Below are 12,424 nucleotides of genomic sequence, written 5' to 3' on the forward strand. Positions count from 1 at the left end.
AAAAACAAAGTTTATTGATTAACATCTTGCTTGTTCAGTTTTCAAGGTTCATATCGTGTCGTCATTTTAACGACTTATATATCTTATCATATCCATTTTCAAAAGTCAAGAACTTTTTTAGGATTTATAAGTTTATATTTTTTAATTTGTTTTCTCATTACGAGTTAACGTTGATAACTATACGCTGTTTATATATATATGTCAACACTTTATATCAAAAAAGTTTTAAATAACATTTTCCAATCATATATATATTGACGAGGTGAGTGTTCTGATTAAAAGAATAATTATATCAACTCTTATTATGATGGCTTTATTGTTAATGTTTATACCTTCAAAAGGTACAATATCAGAGGTTTTTCGTTTAACTAACGAACCTAATATTATTACAAAAGGCAACTATGGTATGTCATTAACTATTGATTTATCTTATGCTGATGCAAAATTTATCGAATGGTTAAACGAAGTAGAAGCACCGTATCCATTACTAATGGTAGATCCCGAATTATTAGAGAGATCTCCAACACTAGTAAAAATGATTAAAACAAAAAACATCCCAATAGGCTTGCTAGGAAAAAGCAGTGAGTTCTATGAGGCAAATCCTTCTCAACTAAAAAAAGATATCAGTACTTTTAACTCAATTATGAAAAAGCCGCCTCTTTGGTTTAGAACAAAGGATTATGTTTTTTCACCAGACGTTATAAAGGTATTATGGAAAGAACAAATTAATATGCTTGGCGCTTCTAAAATACAAACTGACAATAGCAAGTTAAAGCTAGTACATGGTGACATAGTATCTATACCCTATCATCAAGAAGAAAGGATAAAATTGCAAAACATTAATCAATTAATCCAAAATAATTCATTCCAATCGATTGAAGAAACTATATTTGGATATTCACTCAAAACGAAGAGCTATCCTTAACCCGCCCTCCCATATTATTCATAGCATTTAGAAATGTTACAAGATATTTGGGATAATAAAAAAGGCTATCTCATAACAATCATTCGTTATGAAACAGCCTTTTTATTTTACTTTGCCTTATTTCCTTCTAATTTTCTTCGAGTAGCCCGACGTTCTTCTCTTTTCATTAAATCCTCAGCTGACTTCGCATTATACTTCGGTAATTCAAGAAGTTGAAATGCATTAACAGCAAGAATCGGGAATAATAACAATGTAATGTACTCGTTACCTCCAGATGAACGTACCCATAATGCAATAAGCCATTCAATTATACTGACAAAAATCATAAAGAATAATGCGGAAATTAAAATATGCTTTTTACCAGTCATTTTCACTTTCTTAATAGCAGTTAAAGTAGCAATTACAATCAATAATAGCAATAAACCTATGTAAAGAAGCCAATCACTAGCGTTATGTGCATATGGCTTAAAACGGAATAAAACAACATCGACTAAAGCCACGAGCATCAATAATAATTGTACCCAGTTCCATAAAGTCAATGAGCGGCAAATATTAACACCGATTTGATGGACTGTTAAATATGCAAAATACCCCATTTGACAAACCATACTCATTGTAAAGCCTAGGAACACAAACCACAGTAAACCGAAAAGAGCCTCTCCCCATTCACCATTTGAAACATGTTGAGCATAAAAATCTCCCCAACGTACGATCAAGCTCATCAATCCAGTGACAACGCCACCAATAATGAGGGCTCTTAAAGCAAATTTAAACCAATTTCGTATCGTCACGATTAAACTGCCTCCGTTTTTTCAAGTTCTTGTTCCATTCTATCAACGAATTTCGAAAAAATCTATTTATCACCGCATTTCATACATATTCCATTAAGAATTGTGAACAATAATTGAAACAACTACGCTAAAGCGAGGGAAGCAATATGTACAAAAAGCACATTATTATTACACTTCTATTTGTTATTTTATCTGGTTGTTCCGCTGCCCCCCAACAGAGCCAATCTTATGATGATATAAAGAAGTCAACACTTGATGCCTTACAAACAGAGGAAGGTAAAAAAGTGATTCGACAGTTATTAGAAGATCCAACGATGAAGGATTTACTTGTTTTAGAGCATGATGACGTGAACAAAGCTGTTCAAGAAACGTTGATGTCTAAAAAAGCTGAAGAATATTGGAAAAAGCAATTTGAAGATCCTAAGTTCCGTGAAACCTTTGCAAAAAGCATGAAAAAAGAACAGCAAAATCTGATGAAAGATTTGATGAAAGATGATACTTTCCAAAAAGACTTAGAACAATTCTTCTCACAGCCCGATATGCAAAAACAGCTTGAAAAAATTATGAAATCATCGAACTCAAAAGAGGAATTAAAGAAAGTAATTGTCGAGGTTATCAATAGCCCTTTAATGCAAGAAAAATGGACGAAACTCATTCAATCTGCGGGTGAAAAAACTGGTGATGAAAAATCACAATCCGGTGGTGGCGGCGGAGGTAGTTCTTCTGGAGAAAAAGGACAAGGACAAGGATAAGTAAAAAATTTAAGGATGTATCTAAAGTGACCTTCACTTTAAGATACATCCTTTTTATCATTATTCTTTATCTAATTTATCAATTACACGTTGTGCAATCTCTAAATATGTTTGTCCTGTTGGATGATTTTTAGCATATACAGATGGAGCAAAGTCAACTTCATTCCAATCTGGTTGACCTAAAGGAATTTGTCCAAGAAGATCAGTACGAAGCTCATCCGCTAGTTTAGGACCTCCACCTTGACCAAATACATATTCTCGTTCCCCTGATACTTCAGATTGGAACCAAGACATATTTTCGATAACACCTAAAATGTTATGTTCAGTTTTTATCGCCATTGCCCCAGCACGAGCTGCTACAAATGCTGCTGTAGGGTGTGGAGTAGTAACAACGATTTCATTTGATTCAGGTAACATTTGATGAATATCTAAAGCTATGTCACCTGTACCTGGTGGTAAGTCTAATAGTAAATAATCAAGGTCTCCCCATTCTACATCGCGGAAGAATTGATCTAATACTTTACCCAACATTGGACCACGCCATACTACTGGTGCATTATTTTCCACGAAAAATCCCATTGAAATCATTTTGACACCAAAACGTTCAACTGGAATAATGCGATTTTCTTTAACAACAGGCATAGTTTGTACACCCATCATATCAGGAACACTAAAGCCATAAATATCTGCATCGATTAGACCCACTTTTTTACCTAATCGAGATAATGCTACAGCTAAGTTTACAGCAACAGTTGATTTACCAACGCCACCTTTACCAGATGCAATTGAAATAAAATTGACTTTATTCAATGGTGACAATAAATCCTGTGCATCTGCACGAGTTGCAGTACCACGGAATTTTTCAATAGCTTCTGGTGAGAGTTCTGAGAATCGAATACCGACAGTTTTACATCCTGCACCTTTTAATACATTTACTATTTCCATTTGAAGCGTAAGTTGTTCGGGTGTATTTGTCTTTGCAATCGCAATTTTTACACTAACATGTTCTTTCTCTTCCTTAATAGAAACTTCAACAATACCGCCAGTTTCTGTTAATGTTTTATGTAAAAAAGGATCTTTTAATGCTCCAACTAATTCTCGAACTTGTTGTTCATTAATCACTGTAGACACTCCTTCAATTATGATTTCGATTTTAGTATATCATAACGCTTTCAAAAAGGTATTAATACGCTACTCATTCTACAATCGAATCAGAGTAACGCTCAATCCCTTCTACTATTGCTTCTGCCATTTTTTGTTGATAATCTGATGAAGACAGTAATTCCGCTTCTTCTGGATTGCTTAAAAAGCCCGTTTCTACTAGAACTGATGGCATTGTAGCTTTTTTCAGTAAATACACTTGTTTTATAGCTAATGCTTCACGATCAGTATTCTTTAGATTCTCTTTTATAGAACTTTGAATCGCTTTAGCTAAAAGTTCGCCCGCCGGATGGCCGTCCTTATGATAAAATACTTGAGCACCACGCCACTTTGATTGTGGAATAGCATTTGCATGAATGCTCAGGAAAAGATCCGGCTTGGCCTCATTTACTATTCTTTCCCTTAAGAAAATATCTTCTTTTTTTCTTTCCCTAAGTGTTGAATAGTCTGCATCAGGCTTATGCTCTGCAATTACATCCTCATCCTTTGTGCGCGTCATGATCACTGTTGCACCTTTTTTCTTTAATAGCTTTTCCACGTTTTTTGAAATAGCCAGTGTTACATCCTTCTCAATTAGTTCAGACGTAGAAGCCCCACCATCAATTCCGCCATGACCAGCATCTATTGCAATTTTGACTCCTCCTAAAGTTTCTGAAATGAAGAAACCACGATTAGATGCTTTTGTTTCATAAACAACTAGTAGTATACAAGCTACTAATACTACACTCCATATGAGCCAACGTTTCAATCATAGACACCACCTTTTACACTAACATATGCCAGATTGAGAGTGTATATACCGTTTCATTTAATGAACCTCTATCCATGATATTAGCCAACTTTAATTGATAGAAATACATAAGCAAATCAACTTTAATATATATTATTTGATAAGTATCAGTTATATTCTGAATATCTTTTAACGACTATGCGTTTTTTCTTTGTAAAAAGGAGATACTATATATTCTATTCAATATAGAAAATCATCTATATTTACTTCAATCGATTAAAAAGGCTTTTACCATTCACTTACAAATATAAGTACCTTATGAACACCCAATTGGTTTTAAAACGCAAAAAACCCTTTCTCGAGAAAACGAGAAAGGGTTTGAAAACGCTGATATATATAAGAAATATTAACGTTTTGAGAATTGTGGTGCACGACGAGCACCTTTAAGACCGTATTTTTTACGTTCTTTCATACGAGGGTCACGAGTAAGTAAACCTGCTGATTTAAGTGCTGGACGGAAATCAGGGTCAACTGTTAGTAACGCACGAGCGATACCATGACGGATTGCGCCAGCTTGACCTGTAAAGCCACCACCATTTACGTTTACGTAAACATCATAGCTACCAAGAGTTTCAGTTGCTACTAATGGTTGTTTAATAACTTCGCGTAAAGATGCGAATGGGACGTAGTTTTCAACGTCGCGGTTGTTGATAACGATTTTGCCTTCGCCTGGTACTAAACGTACGCGGGCAGTTGAGCTTTTACGACGACCAGTGCCGATATATTGAACTTGTGCCAAGGTTGTATCCTCCTCTAATTATTATCCGCGAAGCTCGTAAGCTTCAGGTTTTTGTGCAGCATGTGGATGTTCAGAACCAGTATAAACATGTAGTTTATTGAACATTTGACGACCTAAAGAGTTTTTAGGAAGCATGCCTTTGATTGCTAATTCCAACATTTGAGTTGGGTATTTTTCTTTCATTTCGCCTGCTGTGCGAGTTTTTAAACCACCAGCAAATTGAGTGTGACGGTAGTAAATTTTACCTTTTAATTTGTTACCAGTTAACTCAATTTTATCAGCATTGAGAATGATAACGTGATCACCTGTGTCAACGTTTGGTGTATAGATTGCTTTATGTTTACCACGTAAAAGAGCAGCTACTTCTGAAGCTAAGCGACCAAGAGTTTGGCCTTCAGCGTCTACAACTAACCATTTACGTTCTACTTCGTGACCTTTAGCCAAGAATGTTGTACGCATTTTAGTATCCTCCTACAATTTTCAAATTGTTTCTATTACTCTGTTCCAATTGTTTTCTTTATCCTCAAAAGTAAGATTCGGGGCTTATCTTGTGGGGTAATGAAAATACCATATGTCATCTTACAACATATAGCAATGTAAGTCAAGTATTTCACAAAAAACGCCTGGAAATGTTGCTTCAATCTTCATAATGCACATTTTCAAGGTATAAACCTTGTGCTGGCGCAGTTTTGCCGGCCTTTCCTCTATCCATAGAAGCAATAATCTCAGCTAATTGTGCAGACTTACGCTTGCCAATCCCAACTTCCCATAATGTACCAGCAATAATACGTACCATATTATACAAAAAGCCATTTCCTTCAATAACCATATGCAATTCTTCTCCATGCCACTCGAATGTTAACGAAGAGACTGTACGTACTTTATCCTTTACGCTTGTGTTTGCGGCACAGAAACATGAAAAATCATGTGTCCCTAGGATATACTGTGCTGCTTCCTCCATTGCTGCAACATCTGGCTTCATCCCATTAGTGTGTGTAACATAAAATCTCCTAAATGGGCTCTGTATATCCTCACAAGACCAAATATAACGATATCTTTTCCCATGTACACTATAACGTGCGTGAAAATCAGCAGAAACCTCTTCTATTTTCAATATACGAATATCTTGAGGTAATTGCACATTTAGCGCACGGGCATAACGATCAACAGGAATAGACAATGTAGTATCAAAATGAATGACTTGTCCCGTTGCATGTACTCTAGCATCTGTTCTACCACTAGCTGTCACATGAACAATTTCGCCTTTATGCATTTTTGTAAGTACCTTCTCAATTTCCTCTTGTACAGTTCTTTGCTTCGGTTGCACTTGATATCCTGAGAAATTAGTACCGTCATATGCAATTGTAGCTTTGATTCTTCTTTTCATATTAAGCAATCTCCTATTTCTTTTAACTACGCAAGTACACTAATATAGCTGCCATTACCACGATAAAGAGAAGTGCTAAAGTATCTCCTAATCGCCATTTCAACTGGCGATAACGGGTTCTTCCTTCCCCTCCACGGTAACCACGAACCTCCATAGCAGTAGCTAAGTCTTCTGCTCGTTTAAATGCACTAACAAAGAGGGGCACTAGTAATGGTACTACCGCTTTTATTCTTTCTTTAACAGGACCCGTGGTAATATCGGAACCTCTTGCCATCTGTGCTTTCATAATCTTGTCTGTCTCATCCATCAATGTTGGTATGAAACGTAAAGATATCGACATCATTAATGCTAATTCATGTACTGGAAGATTTAACTTTTTAAGAGGATTAAAAAGCACTTCCATCCCATCAGTAATCGAAATAGGTGAGGTCGTTAAAGTTAAGACTGATGTTACAAAAACCAGAACTAAGAAACGAATTGAAATGTATATACCCTGTCTAAGACCTTCTTCGTAAATATGGATAAACTTCCATTCGAAGATTAGTGGTCCCTCTTTTGTAAAGAATATATGCAATAAAAAGGTAAAGGCCATCAAGATTATAATAGGCTTTAATCCATTAATTAAAAAATATAATTTAATCCGAGACATTAAAATGATTAGTAATGTAAAGGCGAATAGCGCTATATATGTAGGCGTATTATTCGCTAAAAAAACTACAATGATAAAGGCAAATACAAATATTAGTTTCGAGCGTGGATCCAATCTATGAACAAACGAATCTCCTGGTATGAAACGTCCAAAAATCATTTTATCCATCATTGACAATCACGCTCCTCTCGTAGCAATTGCGCAATTGACTTTGCCAACTCTTCTTCAGTTAAACAAACATTTGGAAGCTTACGACCTATTTTCTTTTCAAATTGATGTTGAAAATGGACTATATGAGGCAGTTCTAAACGATAATTGGCTAATTGCTCTGCGTCACTAAAGATCTCCTCTGGACTACCCGTTAATACACAACGACCTTCATGCATAATTGCAATATGATCTGCATAACGTGCTGCATCTTCCATACTATGCGTTACGAGAATGGTTGTTAAATGTCTTTCTTGATGCAACTGATAGAACAATTCCATAATCTCCATACGGCCTCTTGGGTCTAACCCTGCGGTTGGCTCATCTAAAACAATCACTTCTGGCTCCATTGCTAAAACACCAGCTATAGCAACTCGACGCATTTGACCGCCTGATAAGTCAAAAGGTGATTTCTCAAGAACTGATTCTGGAAGACCTACAAGCTGTAATAAAGTATGTGCCCTCTTAATAGCTTCTTGTTCTGGTACACCAAAATTCATAGGTCCAAAAATAATATCTTTTAGTACAGTTTCTTCGAATAATTGATGCTCTGGAAATTGAAAGACAATACCTACTTTTTGACGTACTGGTCGTAGATCTTTTTCTTTCTTACCAGCATTAATTGTTTTATCACCAATGCGTACTGATCCATCTGTTGGTTTCAATAATGCATTTAAATGCTGTAATATCGTCGATTTGCCTGAACCGGTATGGCCGATAATCGCTTGATAACTACCTGAAGGAATAGTTAAATCTACATCAAATAACGCCCTTTTCTCAAAAGGAGTATTCGGCGCATATGCAAAACTTACTTTTTGAAGTTCGATATCCATAAATCATTCACCAACTGTTCTTCCGTCATATGTTCACCTTGAAGTTGTACACCCTCGGCTTTTAAAAGTTTTGTAAGCTTCATCGCAAACGGTAAATCTAAACCAAGTTCAACTAATTGATCACCTAATGCGAAAATTTCAGATGGGGTACCTTCAGCAAACTTTTTCCCACCATTCATAAATATTAAACGATCAGCCATAATAGCTTCTTCTAAATCATGGGTGATTGATAAGACCGTCAGCCCTGTTTTCTCACGTAATGCTCTTACAACTGAAAGGACTTCTTGACGTCCTTGAGGATCCAACATAGATGTTGCCTCATCCAATATAAGCAATCGCGGTTGCAATGCAAGCGCACCTGCAATCGCAACACGTTGCTTTTGCCCACCAGATAAGTGCTGCGGCTCATGATTTAAAAAAGCATCCATTTTGACTTGTTTTAATGCTTCATGCACACGTTGAACCATTTCTTTATAAGGTATGCCATTATTCTCTAAAGCAAATGCTACATCATCTTGTACAGTAGCACCTACGAATTGATTGTCAGGATTTTGGAACACCATTCCCATCTGAGAACGAGAATTCCATAAATTTTCTTCATTTAATACTTTCCCCATCACTTTCACAGTTCCACTCTGAGGAAAAAGGAGACCGTTAATAAGTCTCGCAATAGTGGATTTACCCGATCCATTGTGTCCTACAATAGCAATCCACTCACCTTCTGCTACATGGAAAGAAACATCTTCTACTGCATTTTTCACTTGAGGTTCTTCTGGTGCATATGTATAAGTCACATTATTCAGTGATAGAATTTCATGCATTTGTTTTAACTCCTCTCGCTAGACTATCCTAGGCTCTACTCTTCTATAACTTACACTGTTTTATGTATGATTACTAGTTGGAAATAACGTTTCTTAAAAAAAATACGACTTTGTCCAATAAGGCTAAAGTCGAATTTTAAAAATTATCAAAATAAAAATAAAAAAGCGCGCACCCCATTCAGAGAAACGCGCTAATTGGATATCTCCCGTTCAAAGGTTGCTCAGACCTTAAACGTGAATGGGGTGCGTAGAGCTAAACGAGACAGCACTTATGTCTGCTCATCATAACGCTCAGCTTTTAAATTTGTCGTATAAATCTTCTTTTTGAAAAAAAGAGGGTGTAAGTTCATATTGTTGTGAACAAGTACACCCTCTCCCAATCGTTATAATTAAACTAATTCAATTACAACAACAGGTGCACCGTCACCACGGCGAGGTCCCATTTTCATAATACGAGTATAACCGCCTTGACGGTCAGCGTAGCGTGGTGCTACATCATCAAACAATTTTTGAAGTGCAAAAACTGTAGATTCATTACCTTCAGCATCAGTTGAAGTTGCTACTTCATGACGGATAAATGCTGCAGCTTGACGACGAGCGTGTAAGTCACCGCGTTTACCTAAAGTAATCATTTTTTCAACTACTGAGCGTAATTCTTTCGCACGAGTTTCTGTTGTTTCAATGCGCTCGTTAATGATTAAGTCAGTTGCTAAATCACGTAACAAAGCTTTACGTTGAGAACTTGTACGTCCAAGTTTTCTGTAACCCATGGATGTTTCCCTCCTTCGTTCAATTACTGATCTTTCATATCTTTATAGTCGCTTAGTCTTCTTCTCGTAACCCTAAACCAAGCTCTTCTAACTTCGCTTTTACTTCTTCTAATGATTTACGTCCTAAATTGCGTACTTTCATCATATCGTCTTCAGACTTGTTAGCAAGTTCAAGAACAGTATTGATACCAGCGCGTTTTAGGCAGTTGTAAGAACGAACAGAAAGATCTAGTTCTTCAATAGTCATCTCTAGAACTTTTTCTTTTTGATCTTCTTCTTTTTCAACCATGATTTCAGCAGTTTTTGCTTCATCTGTTAAACCAACGAAGATATTTAAGTGCTCGGTTAATATTTTCGCTCCGAGCGAAATCGCCTCTTTTGGACCGATGCTGCCATCTGTCCACACATCAAGTGAAAGTTTATCGTAGTCAGAAGATTGTCCAACTCGAGTATTTTCAACTGTGTAGTTGACGCGTGAAACTGGAGTGTAAATAGAGTCGATCGGGATCACGCCGATAGGAAGATCCTCACGTTTGTTTTGATCAGCTGGAGTGTATCCACGTCCACGTTGCGCATACATACGCATACGAAGATGACCATTATTAGCAACTGTTGCAATATATAGATCTGGGTTTAATACTTCTACATCACTGTCATGCGTAATATCCGCAGCAGTTACAACCCCGTCACCTTTAAAATCAATTTCAATGACTTTTTCTTCGTCAGAGTAGATTTTCAAAGCTAGCTTTTTAATGTTCAATATAATTGATGCAACATCTTCTACAACGCCTTCAATAGTAGAGAATTCGTGTAGTACGCCGTCAATTTGAATTGAAGTTACAGCAGCTCCTGGTAAAGAAGACAGAAGGATACGACGTAGTGAATTACCCAAAGTAGTTCCATACCCACGTTCAAGTGGTTCTACAACAAATTTGCCGTATTTTAAATCATCACTGATCTCTACGGTTTCAATCTTTGGTTTTTCAATTTCGATCATTCAATTTACCCTCCTTCAAAACATCGAATATATGGTATTATTTCCATTTAAATCGAATGTCAATCAATCATTTAAAAAATATTATCCATTTGTGTATAAAAAGTGTACTCAATACAAACAAGAGTTGCAACTATTATACACGACGACGTTTTGGTGGGCGGCAACCATTATGAGGAACTGGAGTTACATCTTTAATAGCTGTAACTTCTAAACCTGCAGCTTGAAGTGCACGGATAGCAGCTTCACGACCTGCACCAGGACCTTTAACAGTTACTTCTAAAGATTTTAAACCATGTTCTAATGATGCTTTAGCAGCAGTTTCAGCAGCCATTTGTGCAGCGAATGGTGTAGATTTACGAGAACCTCTGAAACCTAGTGCACCAGCTGAAGACCAAGAAACAGCATTACCTTGCATATCTGTAATGGTTACAATTGTGTTATTAAATGTAGAACGGATGTGTGCAATACCTGATTCGATATTTTTTTTCACACGACGTTTACGAGTTTGTTGTTTACGTGCCATGTTAAGAATAAACCTCCTTTACCTATTATTTTTTCTTGTTAGCTACAGTTTTACGAGGACCTTTACGAGTACGTGCGTTGTTTTTAGAATGTTGTCCGCGTACTGGTAAACCGCGACGGTGACGCATACCTCGGTAAGAACCGATTTCCATTAAGCGTTTAATGTTAAGAGAAGTTTCGCGACGTAAGTCACCTTCTACTTTGTATTTGTCAACTTGTTCACGGATTTTGTTTTGTTCGTCTTCTGTTAAGTCGCGAACACGAGTATCTTCTGAAACACCTGCATCTGCAAGAATTTTCTTAGCAGTAGTGTTACCGATACCGAAAATGTATGTTAATGAAATTACAACGCGTTTTTCGCGTGGAATGTCAACACCAGCAATACGTGCCATGTAAGATGTACACCTCCTTGGGAATTATCCTTGTTTTTGTTTGTGTTTAGGATTTTCACAGATTACCATTACTTTACCGCGTCGGCGAATAACTTTACATTTTTCGCAGATCGGTTTCACAGATGGTCTCACTTTCATCTAACCTAACCTCCTTAGTGGTCCGGAGTGCAAAAGATTATTTAAAACGGTATGTGATACGACCGCGAGTTAAGTCATATGGAGATAACTCAATTGTTACCTTATCTCCAGGTAAGATGCGAATAAAGTGCATACGAATTTTGCCTGAAACATGTGCAAGAACTGTATGACCATTTTCTAATTCTACCTTAAACATCGCGTTTGGCAAAGTTTCAACAACTGTGCCTTCGATTTCAATTACATCGTCTTTCGCCATCGACCCTGTCTCCCTTCTATATGCAATTCATGAACTATCGCCAAATTCTTTCGGAATCCGCTGCAAGTTTTACTACTTTTCAACATATGTTTGGTTTGTATGAGAGATGTTCGAAAGACGCTCATCAGGCTTCGCTTCTCGAACCAAGATATATAGATGCAGGGTTTACCTGATTCTCACACGCTCCCCGGCTACCCTGGATGAGATCCTGCATACCCGTTTACACAGATACTTTTCCACGAAACTCATTATACCCTTTCAGAATAAAGAATGCATCAAGGATATATATGGTAT

Annotated in this window: 17 protein-coding genes; 2 read left to right on the forward strand and 15 right to left on the reverse strand. The window is 36.8% G+C overall.

Annotation, left to right across the window (positions count from 1 at the left end; translation table 11 throughout):
- Positions 1–322: 322 nt before the first annotated feature.
- Entirely contained in the window at positions 323–925 is a 603-nt protein-coding gene (locus tag CW357_RS03605) for a hypothetical protein (protein WP_119415272.1), read from the forward strand.
- Positions 926–1,032: 107 nt separating this feature from the next.
- Here the strand turns inward: CW357_RS03605 and CW357_RS03610 are convergent, their stop codons facing one another.
- The gene (locus CW357_RS03610) at positions 1,033–1,716 is read right to left on the reverse strand and encodes a KinB-signaling pathway activation protein (RefSeq protein WP_119415273.1); all 684 of its coding nucleotides are present in this window, start codon (positions 1,714–1,716) and stop codon (positions 1,033–1,035) included.
- A gap of 146 nt (positions 1,717–1,862) precedes the next feature.
- Here CW357_RS03610 and gerD point away from each other — a divergent pair, with 146 nt between their 5' ends.
- The gene (gerD, locus tag CW357_RS03615; RefSeq protein ID WP_119415274.1) at positions 1,863–2,468 is read left to right on the forward strand and encodes a spore germination lipoprotein GerD; all 606 of its coding nucleotides are present in this window, start codon (positions 1,863–1,865) and stop codon (positions 2,466–2,468) included.
- Positions 2,469–2,528: 60 nt separating this feature from the next.
- On the opposite strand, the gene CW357_RS03620 is transcribed toward gerD, so the two are convergent.
- From CW357_RS03620 to infA, 14 genes are all read right to left on the reverse strand, one after another.
- Positions 2,529–3,590 carry an Mrp/NBP35 family ATP-binding protein gene (locus CW357_RS03620; protein WP_119415275.1) on the reverse strand — a complete coding sequence of 354 codons (1,062 nt, stop codon included), beginning with the start codon at positions 3,588–3,590 and terminating at the stop codon, positions 2,529–2,531.
- A 73-nt stretch (positions 3,591–3,663) separates the two neighbouring features.
- Entirely contained in the window at positions 3,664–4,377 is a 714-nt protein-coding gene (cwlD, locus tag CW357_RS03625; protein ID WP_119415276.1) for an N-acetylmuramoyl-L-alanine amidase CwlD, read from the reverse strand.
- 388 nt (positions 4,378–4,765) lie between these two features.
- Positions 4,766–5,158: a 30S ribosomal protein S9 gene (rpsI, locus tag CW357_RS03630; RefSeq protein ID WP_102693573.1), complete on the reverse strand. Its 393-nt coding sequence runs from the start codon at positions 5,156–5,158 to the stop codon at positions 4,766–4,768.
- A 21-nt stretch (positions 5,159–5,179) separates the two neighbouring features.
- Positions 5,180–5,617: a 50S ribosomal protein L13 gene (gene rplM / locus CW357_RS03635; RefSeq protein WP_119415277.1), complete on the reverse strand. Its 438-nt coding sequence runs from the start codon at positions 5,615–5,617 to the stop codon at positions 5,180–5,182.
- Between the two features lie 178 nt (positions 5,618–5,795).
- A complete protein-coding gene (truA, locus tag CW357_RS03640) occupies positions 5,796–6,545 on the reverse strand; it encodes a tRNA pseudouridine(38-40) synthase TruA (RefSeq protein WP_124217372.1) in 750 nt (249 codons plus the stop codon).
- A 22-nt stretch (positions 6,546–6,567) separates the two neighbouring features.
- Positions 6,568–7,365: an energy-coupling factor transporter transmembrane component T family protein gene (locus CW357_RS03645; RefSeq protein WP_124217373.1), complete on the reverse strand. Its 798-nt coding sequence runs from the start codon at positions 7,363–7,365 to the stop codon at positions 6,568–6,570.
- Positions 7,362–8,234 carry an energy-coupling factor ABC transporter ATP-binding protein gene (locus tag CW357_RS03650; RefSeq protein ID WP_124217374.1) on the reverse strand — a complete coding sequence of 291 codons (873 nt, stop codon included), beginning with the start codon at positions 8,232–8,234 and terminating at the stop codon, positions 7,362–7,364. Before CW357_RS03650 ends, CW357_RS03645 begins: the two co-directional genes overlap by 4 nt.
- Positions 8,210–9,055, reverse strand: coding sequence for an energy-coupling factor ABC transporter ATP-binding protein (locus CW357_RS03655; RefSeq protein WP_124217375.1), 846 nt, complete (start codon positions 9,053–9,055; stop codon positions 8,210–8,212). The genes CW357_RS03650 and CW357_RS03655 overlap by 25 nt, the downstream gene beginning before the upstream one ends.
- A gap of 389 nt (positions 9,056–9,444) precedes the next feature.
- On the reverse strand, positions 9,445–9,825 hold the full coding sequence (gene rplQ, locus CW357_RS03660) for a 50S ribosomal protein L17 (protein ID WP_102693567.1): 381 nt from the start codon (positions 9,823–9,825) through the stop codon (positions 9,445–9,447).
- A 52-nt stretch (positions 9,826–9,877) separates the two neighbouring features.
- Entirely contained in the window at positions 9,878–10,822 is a 945-nt protein-coding gene (locus CW357_RS03665; protein ID WP_119415282.1) for a DNA-directed RNA polymerase subunit alpha, read from the reverse strand.
- Positions 10,823–10,955: 133 nt separating this feature from the next.
- Positions 10,956–11,345 (reverse strand): 30S ribosomal protein S11, encoded by a 390-nt coding sequence (gene rpsK / locus CW357_RS03670; protein ID WP_119415283.1) that lies wholly within the window; start codon positions 11,343–11,345, stop codon positions 10,956–10,958.
- Between the two features lie 25 nt (positions 11,346–11,370).
- Positions 11,371–11,736, reverse strand: a complete 366-nt coding sequence (gene rpsM, locus CW357_RS03675) for a 30S ribosomal protein S13 (protein WP_119415284.1) — start codon at positions 11,734–11,736, stop codon at positions 11,371–11,373.
- A gap of 24 nt (positions 11,737–11,760) precedes the next feature.
- Positions 11,761–11,874, reverse strand: a complete 114-nt coding sequence (rpmJ, locus tag CW357_RS03680; RefSeq protein WP_000868344.1) for a 50S ribosomal protein L36 — start codon at positions 11,872–11,874, stop codon at positions 11,761–11,763.
- 37 nt (positions 11,875–11,911) lie between these two features.
- The gene (infA, locus tag CW357_RS03685; RefSeq protein WP_038179110.1) at positions 11,912–12,130 is read right to left on the reverse strand and encodes a translation initiation factor IF-1; all 219 of its coding nucleotides are present in this window, start codon (positions 12,128–12,130) and stop codon (positions 11,912–11,914) included.
- Positions 12,131–12,424: the final 294 nt, after the last annotated feature.

It is taken from the genome of Rummeliibacillus sp. TYF005 (assembly GCF_003844195.1).
Taxonomy (GTDB): Bacteria; Bacillota; Bacilli; order Bacillales_A; family Planococcaceae; genus Rummeliibacillus.